The sequence below is a fragment of the Streptomyces sp. GLSS-08 genome (assembly GCF_056387915.1).
Genome location: NZ_JBWJAQ010000003.1, coordinates 288,802 through 308,802, shown reverse-complemented (window position 1 = coordinate 308,802; position 20,001 = coordinate 288,802). Strand labels below are relative to the sequence as shown.

Annotated in this window: 16 protein-coding genes; 7 read left to right on the top strand and 9 right to left on the bottom strand. The window is 73.2% G+C overall.

Annotation, left to right across the window (positions count from 1 at the left end; all coding sequences use genetic code 11):
• The 4 genes from AC0ZLC_RS06865 to AC0ZLC_RS06850 form a co-directional block, all read right to left on the bottom strand.
• Nucleotides 1-1,926, bottom strand: a complete 1,926-nt coding sequence (locus AC0ZLC_RS06865) for a helix-turn-helix domain-containing protein (protein ID WP_476750976.1) — start codon at nt 1,924-1,926, stop codon at nt 1-3.
• A gap of 66 nt (nt 1,927-1,992) precedes the next feature.
• Nucleotides 1,993-2,793, bottom strand: a complete 801-nt coding sequence (locus tag AC0ZLC_RS06860; RefSeq protein WP_358852172.1) for a 3-hydroxybutyrate dehydrogenase — start codon at nt 2,791-2,793, stop codon at nt 1,993-1,995.
• 60 nt (nt 2,794-2,853) lie between these two features.
• Complete coding sequence (locus AC0ZLC_RS06855; protein WP_358852173.1) at nt 2,854-3,327, bottom strand: NUDIX hydrolase; 474 nt, start codon at nt 3,325-3,327, stop codon at nt 2,854-2,856.
• Between the two features lie 133 nt (nt 3,328-3,460).
• Nucleotides 3,461-4,180, bottom strand: a complete 720-nt coding sequence (locus AC0ZLC_RS06850; RefSeq protein WP_476750975.1) for a TetR/AcrR family transcriptional regulator — start codon at nt 4,178-4,180, stop codon at nt 3,461-3,463.
• 124 nt (nt 4,181-4,304) lie between these two features.
• Between AC0ZLC_RS06850 and AC0ZLC_RS06845 the strand changes: the two genes are divergently transcribed.
• Entirely contained in the window at nt 4,305-5,528 is a 1,224-nt protein-coding gene (locus AC0ZLC_RS06845; protein ID WP_476750974.1) for a saccharopine dehydrogenase family protein, read from the top strand.
• 28 nt (nt 5,529-5,556) lie between these two features.
• Here AC0ZLC_RS06845 and lnt read toward each other — a convergent pair whose 3' ends face one another.
• The 3 genes from lnt to AC0ZLC_RS06830 all read right to left on the bottom strand — a co-directional run bounded on the left by lnt (nt 5,557) and on the right by AC0ZLC_RS06830 (nt 8,818).
• Nucleotides 5,557-7,179, bottom strand: coding sequence for an apolipoprotein N-acyltransferase (gene lnt / locus AC0ZLC_RS06840; protein ID WP_476750973.1), 1,623 nt, complete (start codon nt 7,177-7,179; stop codon nt 5,557-5,559).
• Between the two features lie 200 nt (nt 7,180-7,379).
• Nucleotides 7,380-7,928, bottom strand: a complete 549-nt coding sequence (locus tag AC0ZLC_RS06835; RefSeq protein WP_476750972.1) for a hypothetical protein — start codon at nt 7,926-7,928, stop codon at nt 7,380-7,382.
• A 104-nt stretch (nt 7,929-8,032) separates the two neighbouring features.
• Complete coding sequence (locus AC0ZLC_RS06830; protein WP_476750971.1) at nt 8,033-8,818, bottom strand: glutamate racemase; 786 nt, start codon at nt 8,816-8,818, stop codon at nt 8,033-8,035.
• A gap of 16 nt (nt 8,819-8,834) precedes the next feature.
• Here AC0ZLC_RS06830 and AC0ZLC_RS06825 point away from each other — a divergent pair, with 16 nt between their 5' ends.
• Nucleotides 8,835-10,055, top strand: coding sequence for a glycosyltransferase (locus AC0ZLC_RS06825; RefSeq protein WP_476750970.1), 1,221 nt, complete (start codon nt 8,835-8,837; stop codon nt 10,053-10,055).
• A 4-nt stretch (nt 10,056-10,059) separates the two neighbouring features.
• On the opposite strand, the gene AC0ZLC_RS06820 is transcribed toward AC0ZLC_RS06825, so the two are convergent.
• On the bottom strand, nt 10,060-11,382 hold the full coding sequence (locus tag AC0ZLC_RS06820; protein ID WP_476750969.1) for a TerD family protein: 1,323 nt from the start codon (nt 11,380-11,382) through the stop codon (nt 10,060-10,062).
• 305 nt (nt 11,383-11,687) lie between these two features.
• On the opposite strand from AC0ZLC_RS06820, the gene AC0ZLC_RS06815 reads away from it, so the two are divergent.
• The 4 genes from AC0ZLC_RS06815 (at nt 11,688) to AC0ZLC_RS06800 (ending at nt 16,493) form a co-directional block, all read left to right on the top strand.
• The gene (locus tag AC0ZLC_RS06815) at nt 11,688-12,122 is read left to right on the top strand and encodes a DUF6643 family protein (protein ID WP_476750968.1); all 435 of its coding nucleotides are present in this window, start codon (nt 11,688-11,690) and stop codon (nt 12,120-12,122) included.
• 53 nt (nt 12,123-12,175) lie between these two features.
• A complete protein-coding gene (locus AC0ZLC_RS06810) occupies nt 12,176-13,006 on the top strand; it encodes an MOSC domain-containing protein (protein WP_476750967.1) in 831 nt (276 codons plus the stop codon).
• Between the two features lie 249 nt (nt 13,007-13,255).
• Nucleotides 13,256-13,861 (top strand): Rv1733c family protein, encoded by a 606-nt coding sequence (locus AC0ZLC_RS06805; protein WP_476750966.1) that lies wholly within the window; start codon nt 13,256-13,258, stop codon nt 13,859-13,861.
• Nucleotides 13,862-14,054: 193 nt separating this feature from the next.
• The gene (locus AC0ZLC_RS06800) at nt 14,055-16,493 is read left to right on the top strand and encodes a right-handed parallel beta-helix repeat-containing protein (protein WP_476750965.1); all 2,439 of its coding nucleotides are present in this window, start codon (nt 14,055-14,057) and stop codon (nt 16,491-16,493) included.
• On the opposite strand, the gene AC0ZLC_RS06795 is transcribed toward AC0ZLC_RS06800, so the two are convergent.
• Nucleotides 16,463-18,889 carry a hypothetical protein gene (locus AC0ZLC_RS06795; protein ID WP_476750964.1) on the bottom strand — a complete coding sequence of 809 codons (2,427 nt, stop codon included), beginning with the start codon at nt 18,887-18,889 and terminating at the stop codon, nt 16,463-16,465. The two genes, AC0ZLC_RS06800 and AC0ZLC_RS06795, sit on opposite strands and share 31 nt — an antisense overlap.
• 268 nt (nt 18,890-19,157) lie before the next feature.
• Between AC0ZLC_RS06795 and AC0ZLC_RS06790 the strand changes: the two genes are divergently transcribed.
• Nucleotides 19,158-19,988, top strand: coding sequence for a DeoR/GlpR family DNA-binding transcription regulator (locus AC0ZLC_RS06790; RefSeq protein WP_476750963.1), 831 nt, complete (start codon nt 19,158-19,160; stop codon nt 19,986-19,988).
• Nucleotides 19,989-20,001: the final 13 nt, after the last annotated feature.

Genomic DNA, 20,001 nt, shown 5'->3' with positions numbered 1-20,001 from the left:
TCAGCGCTGTGCCGCAGCCGACAACCGGTGCAGGCGCAGGGCGAGTTGGATCTCCAGCGCCCGTGCCGGGCGCTGCCAGTCGTCCCCGAGCAGCCGCCCCACGCGCTCCAGTCGCTGCGCCACCGTGTTCACGTGGACGTGCAGCTCGTCCTTGGTGCGCGCCGGGCTCATGCCGCACGCGAAGTACGCGTCGACGGTCCGCACCAGGTCGGTGCCGCGGCGCTCGTCGTACGCCACGACCTTCCCGATGGTGCGCTCGACGAACCCGGTGATGTCGCGGTCCCCGGCGAGCAGCAGTCCCAGGAACCCGAAGTCCTCGGCGGCCGCACCGTCCCCGGCGCGGCCGAGCAGCCGGAGGGCTTCGAGGGACCGCAGCGCCTCCGCGTACGCCGCGGCCACGGCGTCGGGACGGGTCGCGAGGTCCTCCACGGGGGGCGAGGCGCCCACGGTGACGGCCTCGTGGACGGCCGTGCCGAGGTGTCCGGCGGTGCGACGGGCCAGGTCCGTCGCAGCGTCGCCGGGGTCGAGGGGCAGCAGCAGGACGGTGCCGCCGTCCCGCGCGGCGGCCAGCCCGCGCCGGGTGCCTGCCAGATGCGACGCGGCGGACCACAGGCGCCGGCGGGCGGCGGCTTCCTGGTCGGCGTCGGCCGCCGGGCCGTCGAGCCGGGCGGCGAGCACCACGTGGCGGGCGTCGAGGTCGGCGTGGAGCCGGGCGGCGCGCTCGCGCAGCAGACGGGGGTCCCGGTCGCGGGAGTCGAGCAGGTCGTCCAGCAGCTCGCCCCGCACGCGCTGTTCGGCCTCGGCGGCCGAGCGTCTGGCGAGGAGCAGCAGGGAGGTGACCATCGCGGCGCGCTCCAGGGTGCGCTGGTCGACGGGGTCGAGGCGGGGCTGGCCGCGCAGCACCAGGGCGCCCAGGAGCTCTCCCCCGGCCGTCACGGCGGCGATCCAGTCGCCGCCGCGGCGCACCGCGTGCCCCTCCGCACGCGACGCTTCCAGGGCCGCGTCGGTGGTGGTGCCGTCCTCGGTGAACTCCACGGTGCCTTCGAGGACTTCGGACACCGCGGCGGCCACGTCATGGACCCCGCCGCCGCGCAGCACGAGCTCGGCGAGGCGGTCATGGACGTCCGAGGCGCGCTCGATCACCGCGCTGCGGTCCTGGATGATCTCGTTGGCCCGGCCCAGCCTGTCGAGGGCCGAGCGGGTCTCGGTGAGCAGGTTCGCGGTGTCGATGGCGGCCGCGGCCAGGGCGGCGAAGGAACCGAGCAGGGCGATCTGCTCGCGCTCGAAGACACGCGCGCGCCGGTCGGCGGCGAACAGCACCCCGATGACGTGGTGCCCGATCATCAGCGGCACGCCGAGGATCGCGACCAGCCCCTCGTCCCGCACCCCCGTGTCGATGGTGTGCGTGTGCTGGAAGCGGCCGTCCGCGAAGTAGTCGTCGGTGACGTACGGGCGGGCGGTCTGCGCGACGAGTCCGCCGAGTCCCTCCCCCATGCCGAGCCGCAACTGCTGGAAGCGCGCGGCCACCGAACCCTCGGTGACCCGCATGTAGGTGTCGCCCCTGACCGGGTCGTTCAGGCTGAGGTACGCCACGTCCGTGCCCAGCAGCGACCGGGCGCGCTGGACGATCGCCTTCAGCACGGCGTCGAGGTCGCGCAGTCCCGCCAGGTCGTGCGCGGTCGCGAAGAGCGCGGAGAGCTCCGCCTCGCGGCGGCGCCGCCCTTCCATCTCCGAGCGCACGCGCAGCGCCAGCAGCTTCGCCTGCTCGAGCGCGGCGACGCGCTCGGCGGGCCGGCCCTCGGCGCGGGCCAGCAGGACCGGCTGCTCGTACGCCTCGGCGGACGCGCCGCGGGCCAGCAGCTCCAGGAAGGGCGCCTCGGCGCCGGCTGCGGAGCGCTCGGCGGACTGCACGTGATCGCGGGACATGCTCACAGGATTACCTGTCGGCGGGCCGGCGCCGCCAGCCCTGTGGACAACTCTGCCGCGGGTCCATCAGTGGGCGGTCCAGCCGCCGTCCAGCGCGAGGGAGGTGCCGGTGACACAGGACGCATGCGGGCTGCACAGGTACGCGACGGCCTCGGCGACCTCCTCGGGTTCGATGAGCCGCTTGACGGCGCTGTCCCGCAGCAGGATCTCGGTGAGCACCCGTTCCTCGGGGATCCCGTGCGCCCGCGACTGGTCGGCGAGCTGCTTCTCGACCAGTGGGGTGCGCACATAGGCGGGGCTCACACAGTTGGAGGTGACTCCATGGGGGGCGCCTTCCAGGGCGGCGGTCTTCGAGAGTCCTTCGAGGCCGTGCTTGGCGGACACGTACGCCGACTTGTAGGCCGAGGCCCGCAGGCCGTGCACCGAGGACACGTTGACGATCCGGCCCCACCCCTGTCCGTACATGTGCGGCAGTGCTCCGCGGATGAGCCGGAACGGGGCCTCCAGCATCACGGTCAGCACGGTGTGGAAGACGTCCGGCGGGAACTCCTCCAGGGGACGGACGAGTTGCAGTCCCGCGTTGTTCACCAGGACGTCGGTGCCCGCGGCGACGAGTTCCGCCGCGTCCAGGTCGGTCAGGTCGAGGACGTGCGACTCGACGGTGCCGGGCAGTCCCCGCCCCTGTTCGGTGAGGGAGTCCAGGCCCGCGGCGTCCCGGTCGACCGCTCTCACCTTGGCGCCCGCGCCGGCGAGCCGCAGCGCGCAGGCACGGCCGATGCCGCTCGCGGCACCGGTGACGAGGGCGGTGCGGCCGCCGAGGTCGAGAGGCGGGGCGGGGAGACCCGGAAGGGCACTGGGCGCGGTCATGTCTCGACCCTAGGCAGCCCCCGCACCCGTCCCGATATGGTCACCACCCATACTTCGCGCTCAGTTCATGGGGTCGAACCACGTGGGTGCATCGGACAGTGCCTGCTTGATCCGGAACCGTCCGAACTCGTTGAGCTCCGGCAGGGCGTCCATGCCGAACCAGCCGACCTCGAGCGACTCGTCGTCGTTGACCCTGGCCTCGCCGCCGACGGCCCGGCACCGGAACGTGATGTCCATGTACTGGCAGGTGTCGCCGTTGGCGTACGTGACCGGTTCCAGGGCCTGGACGAGCACGACGCGTTCGACGACGCAGCGCACCGCCGTCTCCTCGAAGACCTCCCGCACGGCACAGGCCGCGGGCTGCTCACCCGGATCCGGGATGCCACCGATCACCGACCACTTGCGGGTGTCGGTACGACGCCCCAGCAGCACTCTGCCGTCGTCGTCGAGGACGATGGCGGTGACCCCGGGGAGCCAGAGCAGCTGGTGGCCCGCGGAGGCGCGGATCGTGCGGATGAAGTCAGGAGTGGCCATGCAGCGACCCTAACGGCCCCGTTCCACAGCTCCGGCCGCGGCAGCGGGCCCCTTCACGCATCGCGCAGGGTTGGGCTGCTTTCATGGGCTGTCGTTCATGGCGGTGGACCAGTGGTGGTTTAGTGCTGCAGTTTCATCCGACGGGTCGGGCGCGCGTCCGGGCGAGCACCGCTTCGGCGCTGTTCAGCAACGTTTCGAGGAGTACGGGGTACGCACTGTGTGTCATCCGCCCGGCGAGGAGCCGGGCCGTGGCCGCGATGTGCGGATGGGTGTCGGCGGACAGTTCGGCGTAGGTGGAGTTCCACATCTGCTCGTCCGCCGCGCGGGCCTCGTCGCTCAGCGTCAGGGATCCGGCGTCCAGGGCAGAGAAGGCCAGGGCGAGGTCGATGAACGCGTGATAGACGACGACCGCGTTCGCGTCCGGGAAGCCTGCCGTGCGCAGGATGCGGAGGATGGTCTCGTCCGCCGCGATCTCACGGGGGCGGCCGGTGACTCGGCTTGCGGTCAGGACCGCCGCTTGAGGGTGGGCGAGGTAGGTGGCGTGGATGGCCCGGCCGAGGGACCGCAGGTCGGTCTGCCACTCTCCGGTGGCCGTCCAAGCGTCCAGGGCCTGCCCCATCAGCTCCTCGCCGATGGCTCTGGTCAGGTCGTCCAGGCCGGCGAAGTACCGGTAGAGGGTGCTGGGGTCGGCACCCAGCGCTGCGCCCAGTCTGCGTGCCGTCAGTCCCGTGCTGCCGTGCTCGCGCAGCATCCGCAGCGCGGTGTGCACGATCACCTTCTCGGACAGCACCGTGCCCTGTCTCGTCGGCCGACGCCTGCGTCGCGCCGCCTCCGGTACCACTGGTTTCGCCACGCCCGGTCCTCCTGTCCCACACTCGCCGCTCTTATGCCAACACCGTTGACCTTAACTGTGGCGTTCCCGTTGTATCTCGTCCAACCCCGGGGCGTCCGTCCCCGGCAACCGAAAGGTGTGGGGCATGCGTGTACTTCTCGTGGGCGCGGGTGGCGTGGGCACGGCCATCACCCGGATCGCGGCCCGTCGCGACTTCCTGACCCACATGGTCGTCGCGGACTACGACCTCGCACGCGCCGAGGCGGCCGTCGCGACGCTACAGGGACACGGGGACCGGTTCAGCGCCATGCGCCTGGACGCCTCCGACGAGGACGCAGTACGTCAGGCGCTCGTCGAGGAGGAGTGCGACGCCTTGCTCAACGCGACCGACCCACGCTTCGTGATGCCGTTGTTCGGCGCCGCCCGCGCGGCGGGCACGCACTACCTCGACATGGCGATGTCCCTGTCCACGCCACACGTCGCCCACCCGTACGAGCAGTGCGGCGTGAAGCTCGGTGACGCGCAGTTCGAACAAGCCACTGCCTGGGAGCGTTCCGGACGGCTCGCCCTGGTCGGCATGGGGGTGGAGCCGGGCCTGTCGGACGTCTTCGCGCGGTACGCGGCGGACGAACTCTTCGACGAGATAGAGGAGATCGGCGTCCGCGACGGAGCCAATCTGGTGGTCGAGGGCTACGACTTCGCGCCGTCCTTCAGCATCTGGACGACCATCGAGGAGTGCCTCAACCCGCCAGTGGTCTGGGAGAAGGACCGCGGCTGGTTCACCACGGCTCCCTTCAGCGAGCCGGAGGTCTTCGACTTCCCCGAGGGCATCGGCCCGGTGGAGTGCGTCAACGTCGAGCACGAAGAAGTCCTGCTCATGCCCCGCTGGATCGACGCTCGCCGGGTGACGTTCAAGTACGGCCTCGGTGACGACTTCATCGCCAAGCTGAAGACTCTCCACGAACTGGGTCTGGACGCCACCGGGAAGGTCACCGTTCCCTCGGAGAACGGACCCGTGGAAGTCTCCCCGCGGGACGTGGTCGCCGCCTGCCTGCCCGACCCGGCCACCCTGGGCGACCGCATGACCGGCAAGACCTGCGCGGGCACGTGGGTCAAGGGGACCAAAGACGGCTCACCACGCGAGGTATACCTGTATCACGTGGTCGACAACGAGTGGTCGATGCGCGAGTACGGGTCCCAGGCGGTGGTGTGGCAGACCGCCGTCAATCCCGTGATCGCACTCGAACTCGTCGCCCGCGGAACCTGGTCCGCCGCCGGCGTGCTGGGCCCGGAAGCGTTGCCGCCCCGTCCCTTCCTCGACCTGCTCAACGAGTACGGCTCGCCGTGGGGCCGGCGCGAGGAGAGCTGACCCCCCGAGGACGGTCACGAACCGAGCGCTACTGGCCCCGGGCGTCGTCGCCGCGCCGGGCACGGACCGCCGAGGCGCCCGCCCAGCCGAGTCCGCCGAACGCGAGCGCCACGAGGACCGTCTCGGGGAGGATCCCGAGGCGGGTCGCGGGGGTCTCGGAGGAGCGCAGCGGCACCTTCTGGACCAGGGAGTCGGCGACGAACATCCCGGTCCGCCGGGTGATGTGCCCGTCCGGCATGATCACGGCGCTGACTCCGCTGGTCACGGGCACCGTGACGGTGCGGCTGTGCTCCACCGCGCGCACGCGGGACATGGCCAGCTGCTGGTAGGTCATCTCGCTGCGGTCGAAGGTGGCGTTGTTGCTGGGCACCGAGATCATCCGGGCGCCGTGGGTGACCGTGTCGCGCACCGCCCAGTCGAAGGCGGCCTCGTAGCAGGTGGCGAGACCGACCCGGGTGCCCGCCATGGTGAACACGCCCGGTTCGCTGCCGCGGCTGAAGTCCTGGCGCACCATGGACGTCCAGTTCTCGTTGACGGCACCGAGGAGGGAGCGCATCGGGAGGTACTCGCCGAAGGGCTGCACCTGTCGCTTGTCGTACCGGTCGACGGGGCCCTCGTCCGGGTCCCAGAGGATCTGCTCGTTGTAGAGCCTGCCGTCGCGCTCCACGACGCCGCCCACCGAGATCGGGGCGCCGATCGCCCGGGCCGCGCCGTTGATCACGTCGCGCGCGTCCGGGTTGGTGAACGGGTCGATGTCCGAGGAGTTCTCCGGCCACAGCACGAAGTCGGGCCGGGCGGCCCTGCCCGCCTTCACCTCGGCGGCCAGGCGCTCGGTCTCCTTGACGTGGTGGTCGAGAACGGCGCGCCGCTGGGCGTTGAAGTCGAGTCCCGCCCGCGGCACGTTGCCCTGGATCACCGCCACGGTCGCCGTGCCGTCCTCCGCCCCGTCGCTCACCAGGGAACGCGCGGCGAGCGCGCTCACGAGGGGCACGGCCACGCTCAACAGGGCCACCGCGGCGGCCCCGCGCCGCACGGCACCGGTGCGGCGTCCCTCGACGACCAGGCGGACGACGTCGTAGAGGCCGAAGCCGCACAGCACGACAGCGAAACCGAGTACGGGAGTCCCGCCCACGGCGGCCAGGGGAAGGAAGACACCGTCCGCCTGGCCGAAGGCGATCTTGCCCCAGGGGAAGCCGCCGAACGGCGCACGCGCGCGCGCCGCCTCACCCGCCGTCCACAGGGCCGCCGCCCACAGGGGCCACGCGGGCAGCCGGGAGAGCGCCGCGATGCCCGCGCCGACGAGCGCGACGAACACCGCCTCGACGACGACGAGCGCCACCCACGGGCCGGGGCCGACCTCCACGCCGGTCCACACCAGCAGCGGGAGCAGGAATCCGAGGCCGAAGAGGTAGCCGAGGCCGAGAGCCGCCTTCCAGGTGCGCCCGCGCAGGGACCAGGCGAAGACGGCGAAGGCCGGCAGCGCGAGCCACCACAGCGTGCGGGGCGGAAAACTGACGTAGAGCAGGAGGCCGGAGAGCGCCGCGGCGGCGCACGGAACGAGCCGCCGTACCCGTCCGGCACCGCGGGAGACGGACGGGGCCTGGGGTCCGAGCTGCTCCGGCTCGTCCACGGAGGTTGCGGTCGCGGTCACCCGGCGAGTCTACGGCGCGTGACCTGGGCGCCGACAGCGCGGTCGGCCCCGCCCGCCCGGGACGGACCCGGCCCGCCCGTACGGCGAGGAAGCACCCCCGGAAGGGGCCGGGTGTCAGGGCGGTCCCGCCCGCGTCCGCGGCTCGCCCCGCCTACCCGGGCGGCCGCCACCGGCACGGCGACCCGCGCCCGGGTGTCCCGTCAGGGGGCCGCGGGTTTCCCCGTACCCGGACGCAGGTGGTCGCGGATGATCCGTACCGCCGCCTCCGCGTTGTCGACCGTGATCGTGAACGTGTGACCGTCGCCGAGGCGCAGGACCACGCCCTCGCCGCGCCGGACGATCACTCCCGTCCCCTTCTCGGGCCGCCAGCGGTAGCCCCAGCCGCCCCACTGGCGCGGGGTGACCTGGGGCGCGAAGTCCGCCCCGACCACGTGCGCCAACGGGATGCGGCGGCGCGGCAGACCGATGTGGCCGCAGCGCACTTCCAGGCAGTCCTTGTCGACGGTCACGGCCACGTGCACGAAGGCCAGCGTGCCGAAGAGGATCAGCAGTCCCGTCGCGATGCATCCGACGACGGACATCACGAGCGGCGCGCTGCCCGAGGTCCATGCGGAGTCGACGGCCAGCTCGATGCCGAGCGCCATGCAGGCGGCACCGCCGAGGGCCGGCAGCCACTGGACGCGGTTCCTCGCGCGTCCCGTCCAGACCTTGGGGTGGGGGGCGTTCTCGCCGTGGGGGTGGTCCCTCATGCCTATGAGACTACCCAGGTTTCGCAGCGCGGGTACCCGGTGGCGGACTGTGACTGCTCCGGCCCTGGCGGCCTGCTCCGCGCGGTGCCGCCGGGGGTTTCCGGTCAGCGGGCGGGGCTGACCGTCCCCAGGAGGCGGCCTTCCGCGTACGCGAGGGCGGCCTCGGGCAGGGCGCCCTCGCGTCCGCCGAGCAGCACCGTGAGGGAGCCGGTGGCGGGTGCGTCCGGCGCGGGGGACGCGCCGATCCTGCGCAGTGCCTGGGCGGCCACCGCCCCGGCCGAACCGTGCAGCACGAGCGGCGGAAGGCCGGGCTGCTGTACGGCCTCCCGGATCCGCTCGGCGACCAGCTCGTAGTGGGTGCAGCCCAGGACGACGGTGGTCACGTCGTCGGGGGTGCGGGCCGCGGCCGCCGCGATCGCCGCGTCGACGGCCGCCTGGTCCGCGTGCTCCACGGCGTCGGCCAGCCCGGGGCAGGGCACCTCGGTGACCCGCACCCCGGCGGCGAACGCGCGGATGAGGTCGCGCTGGTAGGGGCTGCCGGTGGTGGCGGGCGTGGCCCAGATCGCCACGGGTCCGCCACCCGCCGCCGCCGGCTTGATCGCCGGGACCGTGCCGATCACGGGCACCTCGGGCTCCAGGCGGGCACGCAGGGCGGGCAGGGCACGCACGGAGGCGGTGTTGCAGGCGACGATCAGCGCGGCGGGCTCGAGCCGGGCGGCCGCTTCGGCGACGGCGAGCGCGCGCGCGGTCACGTCCTCCGGCGTCCGGGGCCCCCAGGGCATGCTGCCGGGGTCCGAGGAGAGGACGAGATCGGCGTCGGGCCGCAGACGGCGTACCGCGGTGGCCGCGGCGAGCAGACCGATTCCGGAGTCCATGAGCGCGATCTTCACCCGGTCACCATAGACGATGGGCCTCGACGGGCCTGCGGGGTGGGGCAGACTTCGCCGGGTGAGCGCCGTTGCGTGGACTGCCGTGGGATCACTCGCCGCCTGGCTGTGGCTGCTGCTCTGCCAGGGCTTCTTCTGGCGCACGGACGTACGGCTCCCGCCGCGCCGGGAGCCGGACGACTGGCCGTCCGTGTGCGTCGTCGTCCCCGCGCGGGACGAGGCCGCGGTGCTGCCGGACAGCCTCCCGTCGCTGCTGGCGCAGGACTACCCGGGGCGGGCCGAGATCTTCCTGGTGGACGACGGAAGTACGGACGGCACAGGGGAGCTGGCCCGGGAGCTGTCCCGTCGTCACGGAGGGCTGCCGCTCACCGTGGACTCCCCCGGCGAGCCCCCCTCCGGCTGGACGGGCAAGCTGTGGGCCGTACGGCACGGCATCGGCCTCGCACGCGCGCGTACCCCCACGTATCTGCTGCTGACGGACGCCGACATCGCGCACGCGCCGGACAGCCTCAGGGAGCTGGTGGCGGCGGCGCGCACGGGCGGCTTCGACCTCGTCTCCCTGATGGCCCGCCTGCGCGTGGACAGCAGGTGGGAGCGGCTCGTGGTGCCCGCCTTCGTCTACTTCTTCACCCAGCTCTACCCGTTCCGACGGATCGGGGTGCGCGGGTCGCGGACGGCGGCAGCGGCGGGCGGCTGCGTCCTGCTGCGCACCGACGCCGCCGAGCGCGCGCGGATCCCCGAGGCGATCCGGCACGCCGTCATCGACGACGTGGCGCTGGCGAGAGCGGTCAAGAACAGCGGGGGCCACATCTGGCTGGGGCTCGCCGAGCGGGTGGACAGCGTGCGCCCCTACCCACGGCTGCACGACCTGTGGCGCATGGTCTCCCGCAGCGCGTACGCCCAGCTGCGGCACAGCCCGCCGCTGCTGCTGGGCACGGTCCTGGGTCTGGCCCTGGTGTACCTGGCGCCGCCCGTCACGCTCGTGGCCGGACTGGCCGGACGGAGTGCGGGAGCGGCGATCGCGGGCGGTCTCGCCTGGCTGGTGATGACGGCGACGTACCTGCCGATGCTGCGCTACTACCGCCGGCCGCTGTGGCTCGCTCCGCTGCTGCCGGCGACCGCGTTCCTCTATCTCCTCATGACGGTCGACTCCGCCGTGCAGCACTACCGGGGGCGCGGTGCGGCCTGGAAGGGCCGCACCTACGCACGTCCGGACACCGCGGCCCTCGACGAGAGCTGACGGCTCACTTCCTGCCGGGGGTCCAGTTCATGCCCCACCCGTAGGCGTGGTCGACGGTGCGCTGCGGGCTGACGCCGCGCTCGGGGATCAGGTAGCGGGCCTCGCGCTGGACGACCAGGTCGCCGCGGTCGCTGGTGATCAGCGCGAGGGCGCAGACGGTCGAGGGCACCGTGCACTCGCCGAGCGAGAAGTCGATCGGCGCGCCGTTCAGCGGCTGGAGCGTGACCGTGGCGTGCAGGTCGGCGAAGGAGCGCGCCCCCTCGTAGATGGTGACGAAGATGAGGATGCGCCGGATGCTCTGCTTGTGGTCGAGGTTGATGGAGAGGTTCTCGCCGCTCGTCGCGGCACCGGTGCGGTCGTCGCCGTCGAGATGGATGTACGGGGGCTGGTGCAGCGACCCGAAGGCGTTGCCGAGCGCCTGCACGACGCCCTTGCGGCCGTCCGTCAGTTCGTACAGGGCGCACAGGTCGAGGTCGAGGTCCGCGTGCATCGCGACGGCCCGGCCGAGCTTGCCGGCCCACCCCGAGAACTGCTTGCGCACCTCCCAGTTGAGGTTCACCCGCATGGCACCGGACGTGCCGCCCTGCTTGCTGAGCGAGACCGAGGGGGATTCCTTGGTGAGCGTGACCTTGGTGAGCCGGACCGGCACCGCGGGCGGTGCGGGCGGCGGAGTCGTTGCGGGCGGTGGCACGGTGACGGGCGGCGCGACGGGCGGGGGCCCGGCCGGCGGGCGCACGGGGACGGGCGGTGCCGTCGGGGGCGGGCCGCCGGCTCGGCCGGGCGCGGCCGGGGGCGCCGCCTGCCGGGGTTCGTCCACGGTGATGCCGTAGTCCGTGGCGAGCCCTTCGAGTCCGCTCTCGTAGCCCTGGCCGACGGCACGGAACTTCCAGGCGCCCTGGCGGCGGTAGAACTCGCCGAGCACGAACGCGGTCTCGACGGTGGCGGCACTGTCGAAACGGGCGATCTCGGTGCCCTGCCGGGCGTCGAGCACACGGATGTACAGGCCCGGGATCTGTCCGAACGTGCCGCCGTCGGTGGAAGCGGCCAGGACGATGGTCTCGATGGCGGGCTCCACGCGCGCGAGGTCGACGAGGAGCGTGTCGGTCGCCTGACCGCCCGCCTCGCCCCTGCCCTCGTGGCGGACCGCACCGGAGGCGTGCTGCGGCTGGTTGTAGAAGACGAAGTCGTCGTCCGAGCGGACCTTCCCGGACACCAGCAGCAGTGCCGACGCGTCGGCGTCGGGCACGCCGGGGCCGGAACGCCGGCCCAGTTCGACACGCAGCGCGGCCGTCGGCACGGCCACGTTCGACCCCTTGGACATTGACATGTACGCCCCCATCGACGTCTTCGCACCGCGCCACCCGGGACGGTGCGGTAGACCCGGCCGACTCCGGATCCGTCGGGGGCCAACCTAATCCCCCCGGCCGCGAACGCCCATGATCTCGGCCGGAAGCCCCGCGGCCGACCGCCGGTAACCCCCCAGGAACTGGACCTTTACACGATCTCAACCCCGTTTGGCGTCCTTTTTCGCCGAGTTCGCTCGCATTGGGGATCCCACGTCACCGCCGACACGGAAAACAACCCTCTTATCGGTCTCCCCAACCAGCACATCGTGGGCTTAACTTATGTGCCATGACCTCCCCCCGCTCCACCTATGGCGGCGGTTACTACTCCGCGCCGTCCTTCCCGGACACCCCGATCTACGACTCCCTCGTCGCCGAACGGGGCACCCCTCAGATCGCCCCCATCCGGGTCCCCTCCGCGTACGACACGAGCAGCCACCTGCCCGCGCTGCCGTCAGCTCTTCCCGCGCTGCCCGCCGGGCCCTCCCAGCAGGCCTACGGCTACCCGCAGGCCCAGCAGCCCGCACCGCTCCACCAGGCTCCGACCGGCTACATCCCGCAGCAGGCCGCGGGACCCCGTGGCTACCCGGGCCCGCAGCAACAGCAGCCTCGCCCCATGGCGGCCGGCACCGGCTACGAGGCCATGCGCCCCGCGGCTCCCCGCCCCGCCCCCGTGCCGTACCAGGACCCGTACAACAACGGGCAGCAGTACCGCGGTTACTGACCGGCCTTCGACCCGTCGGGGCCGAGACCGGTGCCTGCTGGCACCATGGCCCCATGTCGAACAATCCGGCGCTGCACGCGATTCACGTCCACCCGGTCAAGGCACTGCGGGCCCACGCGCCCGGTGCGGCCGTGGTGGAGCCCTGGGGGCTGGCCGGAGACCGGCGCTGGGCACTGATCGACGACGCGGGGAAGGTCGTCACGCAACGCCAGCAGCCGCGCCTCGCGTTGGCCGCCGCCGAGCCCCTGCCCGGTGGCGGCATCCGGCTGTCCGGGCCCGGTCTCGACCCGCTGACCGTGGCGGTGCCCGATCCCCTCGCCACGACCTCGGCGGCGTTCCCGCGCCAGAAGATCGAGACGGTCGTCGCCGACGCCTCCGCGAGCGCGTGGTTCAGCACCTACCTGGGCACGGACGTGACCCTCGTCCACCTCGACGACCCCGCCACGCGCCGGCCCATCGACGACGCCCCGCACTCCCACCCCGGCGAGACCGTCAGCCTCGCCGACGCCTACCCGCTGCTGCTCACCACACTCTCCTCACTGGACGCCCTCAACGCCCTGATCGCCCAGGGCGACCACCCCGACGAGGGCCCCCTGCCCATGAACCGTTTCCGGCCGAACCTCGTCGTGGCCGGCACCCCGGCGTGGGCCGAGGACGACTGGGCGCGCATCGCCATCGGCGAGGTCACCTTCCGGGTCGCCAAGATGTGCGGCCGCTGCGTCGTGACCACCACCGACCAGGGCACCGCCGAGCGCGGCAAGGAACCGCTGCGCACCCTCGGCCGTCACCGCCGCGTCGGTGACAAGCTCGCCTTCGGCCAGAACCTGGTGCCGGAGTCCCCCGGCACGGTGCGGGTCGGGGACCCCGTGAGGATTCTCGGCTGACCGCCGCCCGGACCCTCGACGCGGCGGACCCGCTCCTCCCGGACCCGCTCCTCCCGGACCCGCTCGTCCCGGACCGGTGAGGGAACTCCCGGGCGGGAACTGGTGGGCCCGGCACCGGCGTTGGGACAGCATGAGCAGTCCATGAGAGGCCGCGGGGAGGGGCGGGTGATTTCGCTCTCTCTTCCCCGGGGCTCACGGGTGAACGGCCTCGCGGAGGGTTATCACGGAGGCGGAAGGGGGTGCGGGACGGTGCGAGCACTCGGCGGACTCTGGCGGTGGCGGCGCAATCCGCTGCGCCGGACGACCGATCTCATCGAGGCCTGGCTGGCGTTGGCGGCCGTCCTGCTGGTGCTCCTCGCCGCTCCGCTCGCCGGAATCACCGTCGGAGGCGCCGCGCAGCGGGCACTCCAGCAGTCCGTCCGTGACCAGCGCGAGACACGCCATCAGGTCGTGGCCACCGTGGTCAGGCGGCTGGACCGCTCCCCCCTCGACCCGGACCCCGAGACCTCCTCGACGCGCGACGCGCACAGCCGGGTGCTCGCCCGCTGGACCGGTCCGGACCGCGCCGCGCGGCACGGCACGGTCATGGCCGACCTCAGGACCCCCCACCGCGGTGACCGCTTCGTCGTGTGGACCGACCGGCACGGCCGAATAGCCGGCCGCCCCCTGGACTCCGCCACGGCGACGACGCACGCCTTCCTGGCCGGATTCGGAGCGGCGGCGGTGACCGCCGGGCTCGTCGAGGGCGGCAGGCGGCTGATCGTCTGGCGCATGGTCCTTCGCAGGTACGCCCGTTGGGACCGGGCCTGGGACCGGGCGGGCCCGGACTGGGGAAGGACCGGCACCGGCAGCTGACGGCCTTCCCGCTCCGGTCAACCCGCCGTGCCCGCGCACGCTACGGTGGACCGGCCGAACGGTTCGGCACCTTCGTGAGAGGTTGTCCGCGGTCTTCGACATGATCGGATCTCCTCGGGGGATCCGTTCCTCGACATGACGCGGCCGGCCACTCAGGGACCCGCGTACGACTAGGTGGGGGCACAGCAGCGCCATGGCACAGGGCACGGTCCAGGTGACGCACACCGGCACGTCGCGGTGGCGGCGCCGCACGGGTGAGTACGCATCGCTGGCCGCCGCCCTGGAGGCCGCGGCCGACGGCGACGTCCTCACCATCGCTCCCGGCACCTACCGGGAGAACCTCGTCGTCCAGCGGGCGGTGACCCTGCGGGGCCCGGACGGCACACCCGGCTCGGTCCGCATCGCCCCGGTGGACGGGGTGCCGCTCACCGTGCGCGCCTCCGCCGTGGTCCAGGACCTGTACGTGGAGGGCCAGGACGCGGCGGCCCCAGCGGTACTCGTCGAGGAGGGCACGCCGGAACTCATGGACCTCAGGATCGTCACGCGGTCCGCGGCGGGGATCGAGGTGCGCGGCGGCGCCCGCCCGACGGTGCGGCGGTGCACGGTCGACAATCCGGCGGGCGTCGGCATCGCGGTGCTCGACGGCGGAGGCGGCGTCTTCGAGGAGTGCGAGGTCGTCGCGGCCGGCCAGTCGGGCGTCGCGGTGCGCGGTGGCGCCCGCCCCCGCCTGGAGCGCTGCCGGATCCACCACGCCTCGGGCGCGGGTCTCTCGGCCACGGGCGAGAACTCGTCCCTGGAGGCGGTCGGCTGCGAGGTGTACGAGGTCAAGGGATCCGGGGTGCAGATCACCGGCCGGGCCACCGCGCACCTCACCGACTGCGACGTGCACCGTACGACCGCGGACGGTGTCACCCTCGACACCGACGCCGTCCTCACGCTCGCCGACTGCCGCATCCACGACATCCCGGAGAACGCGGTCGACCTGCGCTCCCGCTCGGTGCTCACCCTGACGCGCACCACAGTGCGGCAGTTCGGCCGCAACGGCCTGTCCGTGTGGGACCCGGGCACGCGCGTCGACGCCAACCAGTGCGAGATCTTCGACAGCACCGGCGACTACCCCGCGGTGTGGGTCAGCGACGGCGCGGCCGTCGTCCTCGAGTCGTGCCGGGTGCACGACGTGCCGGACGCCCTCTTCGTCCTCGACCGCGGCTCCCGGGCCGATGTCGTCGACAGCGACCTCTCACAGGTGCGCAACACGGCGGTGTCGGTCAGCGACGGCGCCACCGCGCAGCTCGACGACTGCCGGATCCGGGACGCCGCGACCGGCGCCTGGTTCCGCGACCACGGCAGCGGCGGCACCCTGTCCGGCTGCACGGTGGACGGCACCCAGACCGGCGTGATCGTCACCAAGGGCGCCGACCCCACGATCGAGCGCTGCACGGTCGACTCGCCCGCGGAGGCCGGCTTCTACGTGTCGGCCGGCGGCCGCGGCAGCTTCCACAACTGCCGGGTCACGGGCAGCGGCGGCTACGGCTTCCACGTGATCGACGGCTGCCGCACGACGCTGAAGAAGTGCCGCACGGAGCGGTGCGCGCGCGGGGGCTACGAGTTCGCGGAGGCCGCCACCGGCGCGGCGCCCGGCGGAGGGCCGCTGGTCGAGGACTGCACCAGCGACGAGAGCGCCCACCCCCGGCCCCCGGCGCCGGAGACGGCCGTACAGACCGCGAGTCACTCCCCCGGCCTGCTGGGCGCCGTCCCGGGCCAGCGCACCGGCGGGCAGGAGCCGCTCGCCGCGCCCGCTCCGGAGCCGGAACGGCCCGCGCGCCCGTCGAAGGCCGTCCTCGGTGAGCTCGACGCGCTCGTCGGCCTGGAGAGCGTCAAGCGCGAGGTGCGCGCCCTGACCGACATGATCGAGGTCGGCCGTCGCCGGCAACTGGCGGGCCTGAAGGCGGCATCCGCGCGCCGCCACCTGGTCTTCACGGGCTCCCCCGGCACCGGCAAGACGACCGTCGCCCGTCTCTACGGCGAGATTCTGGCCTCGCTCGGCGTGCTGGAGAAGGGGCACCTCGTCGAGGTCTCCCGGGTCGACCTGGTGGGCGAGCACATCGGATCGACGGCGATCCGCACCCAGGAGGCCTTCGACCGGGCGCGCGGCGGTGTGCTGTTCATCGACGAGGCGTACGCGCTGTCCCCGGAGGACTCGGGACGCGACTTCGGCCGCGAGGCGATCGACACGCTCGTCAAGCTGATGGAGGACCACCGGGAGGCGGTGGTGGTGATCGTCGCGGGTTACACCGCCGAGATGGAGCGGTTCCTCTCCGTCAACCCCGGTGTGGCGTCCCGTTTCTCACGCACCATCACCTTCAGCGACTACGTGCCGGAGGAGCTGCTGCGGATCGTGGAACAGCAGGCGGAGGAGCACGAGTACCGGCTCGCTCCGGGCGCCAGTGAGGCTCTCCTGAAGTACTTCACGGCGATCCCGAAGGGCCCCGCCTTCGGCAACGGCCGCACGGCGCGCCAGACGTTCGAGGCGATGGTGGAGCGGCACGCGGGGCGCGTCGCCCAGCTGCACGAACCGAGCACGGACGACCTCACCCTGCTCTACGCGGAGGACCTGCCGGAGGTGCCCTGAGAACCGTCGCCGTCCGGCGGACGCGGCCCCTCGTCGTCGCACGTGGCACGCGGGCCCGGCACGTCCGGCGTGAGCCGTGCGAGCAGCCGCTCCCGCTCCTCCGCGAACGCCGGATCCGCCTGGTAGTCGCTGTGTCCGAGGATCGGCGCGGGCAGCGGGTGGCGCTCGGTGCGGCCGTAGGCGAGGGGGTCCTTCAGTGCCTCGCGGTCGACCTGCGGCCCGCAGTCGCCGGGCAGCCGGACGGGGCCGCCGATGGGGTCCGTGGGGCGGTACAGGTTGCGCCAGCAGTCGACCTCGCGGTGCAGGGAGGTCAGCGCGGCCGGCCCGAACTGCGCGGGGAACCAGCGGCCGTACAGGCGCGCCAGCGGTGATCCGTACGTGAGCAGTGCGACCCGCCTGCGGACGGAGGGCTTCAGCTGCCAGGCCGCAGCGGCCGCGAGCACGCTGCCCTGGGAGTGGCCGGAGATGACGAGCCGTCCGCCGGTGGCGCGGGTCCAGGAGGCCATGCGCCAGGTCAGGTCGGGTACGGCGCGCTCCGCGTAGCAGGGAGGAGCGAAGGGGTGGGCAGCCCGGGGCCAGAAGGTGCCGACGTCCCAGAGGATGCCCATGGTGCGGCGCGCGGAGGCGTCCTTGTAGGCGCGGCGCCCCCAGGTCACGAACAGGATGAAGCCGAGCCCGATCAGCCAGGATCCCAGGGCCTGCGCGGTCTCGGCGGCGCCCTGCACGAAGGCGGACGAACCGCGGGCCGCCTCGCCGGGCGCCTTCTCGGTCGTCGCGGCTCCGACCAGGGCTGCTGCGCCCAGGAACAGGGTCGCCGCCGAGACGATGCCGACGATGCGGGGCGCGCGGTCGGTGAGGGAGGCGTGCGCGCGCGTGGACGCGATGCGACGGGTACGGACGGTGTCCTTCGCCTCGCCGGGGTATTCAAGCTCCACCCGCTCCATCTCGACGCGCCGCAGCAGCCGGGTGCGCCCGGCCAGCCATCCGGCGAGCGCCAGCAGGACCAGCAGCAGGGGCGGGATCGCGGACGCCTGCCACGTCAGCAGCACCGGGGGGCTCACCAGGGTGTCCCGGGTGCCGTCCAGCCAGTCGGCGACGCGCTGGGCCACTCCCCCGGACATCACGCCGCCCAGCGCACAGGCCAGCATCGCGACGGCGGGACCGGCCAGACCGCGCATCGCGGTGCGCCGGTCGGGACGGGTGCGGTACAGGACACGGGCGACCACGCCGAGCGCGACGACGAGCAGCCCCTGTCCCAGGCAGATGGCACCGAACGTCGTGTCACCCGACAGCCGTCCCGTCGACTCCCAGCCGGGGCGCGACCAGCCGGCGTACAGCATGGTGAGCCCGAGAAGGACGATCGCGCCCTGCGGCAGCCGGCGGACGAGTGTCTCGTCGAGTTTCCGGTCGAGGCGGTGCTCACTGCGGCCCCGGCGGCAGACCACCCACACCACGACGGCCGCGCCCACGAGGAGCGTCGCGTCGAGAAGCCGCCCGAGCGCCTCCAGGAGGGCGGGGCCGCCGGACCCCCGGTCGTGGCGGGCGGCCGAGGTGCCGACCGCCGCGGCCACGGTCAGGAAGCCCGCGGCGGTGTGGGCGGCGCGCAGCCGGGCCACCAGGCGTCGCCCGTACCAGAACCCGGGGCGGCCGAGACCGGTGCGCCCGGTCTCCTCGTCGGGCTCGGCGACGCGCGACATCGGCTGCTGCGACTCGTACGCGCTCCAGGTGCGGTGGGAGAGGTACCAGAGCAGTCCGGTGAGCGCGGCAGGCACCACTGCGGCCAGCGCCAGTCTGCGCCCCGGCAGGCTCCACCAGCCGCCGTCGGACACGGCGGGCGAGAGGAAGCCGAGCCAGGAGTGCTTCGCGGCGCACGCGCGCGTGCCCGCGCACTGCCAGGCGGTCAGGTCGAGGGCCACCTCGCAGGCGGCGGCCACCAGGAGCACGGTCAGGCTGAGTCCGGCGAGCCGCACGATCAGCCCGTACAGCCGCACGGTCCGGGTCCTGCCCTGGGCGGTGGGGCGCATCCAGTGGGCGAGGTTGACCACCATGAACGGCAGCAGCAACAGCCACAGGGCCCGGGCGCCGTTGCCCGAGGTCAGGTTGCACCAGACGTACGCCTCGGGCACCGGTGTCGCGCGGCACCCGCCGGGGCGCTGTTCGGCGTCCGCGTCGTCGATGCGCCGGTAGACGGCCGCTGTCTCGTCGCCCGTGATCCGCACCGTGCGCGGGTCGTCGAGCATGTCCTGGGGTGTGGCACCGCCGACTCCGTGGACCAGGAGTTCGAGGGCCGTCTCGTCCTCCGCGGGCCGCCCGGGAGCGCCGGCGTGCTCTCCCGTCGAGTGCTGGAGGGAGTCGCCGCGCTCCCCGGTCGAGGCCTGTTCCCGTGCACGCTCCACTGTTCTGCACTTCCCCCGTGCTGCCCGATGGCGTGTCATGTGCAGGCACAGGATCTCCATTCGGGGACCGGCTCACACCTCTCGGCACGGAATCTCCCCTGTACGTGTGACGATGACGGCCGGAACCGTGCACAGGCAGTGGCGCGACCGTCGGCGAGCCGTGCGAGGATGGGTCGTCCTCCGGACCCCCGGCGCGGAGAATGTCCCTCGTCGGAGCGGGTCCGGGCGGCGTGTCGGGCGGGCTGAGGCGAAAGGAACCGGAGCGGACGTGAGCGAGAATCAGAACCTCCTCGCGGAGCAGCGGCGCGCTCTCATCCTCGACGAGGTACGGCGCCGCGGCGGGGTCCGGGTCAACGAGCTGACGCGCAGGCTCGGCGTCTCCGACATGACGGTCCGCCGCGATCTCGACGCCCTCGCCCGCCAGGGCGTGGTGGAGAAGGTGCACGGCGGAGCGGTCCCGCTGGCCGAGGCGAGCACGCACGAGCCGGGTTTCGAGGCCAAGTCCGGTCTGGAGCTGACGGCCAAGGAGGACATCGCCCGGGCCGCGGCCGAGCTGGTCGTTCCCGGGACGGCGATCGCGCTCTCCGGCGGCACGACGACGTACGCGCTCGCCCATCAGCTCGTCGACGTGCCGGACCTGACCGTGGTCACCAACTCGGTGCGGGTGGCGGACGTCTTCCACTCGGCGCAGCGCGTCTCGGGCCAGCGGCAGGGAGCCGCCACGGTCGTCCTGACCGGTGGAGTGCGCACGCCCTCCGACTCGCTCGTCGGACCCGTGGCCGACCAGGCGATCGCCGCGCTCCACTTCGACCTGCTGTTCCTCGGGGTGCACGGCATATCGGCGGAGGCCGGTCTGTCCACGCCGAATCTGGCGGAGGCTGAGACGAACCGGCGGCTGGTGCAGTCAGCGCGGCGGGTCGTCGTGGTCGCGGACCACACCAAGTGGGGCACGGTGGGTCTGAGTTCGTTCGCCGCGCTGGAGCAGGTCGACACGTGGGTGACCGACGCGGGGCTGTCGGCCGAGGTGCGCACGGAGATCGCGGAGCACCTCACGCGCCTCATGGTGGCGGGCGAACCGGAAGACGGTACGGACATCTGACGGTCCGCCGGAC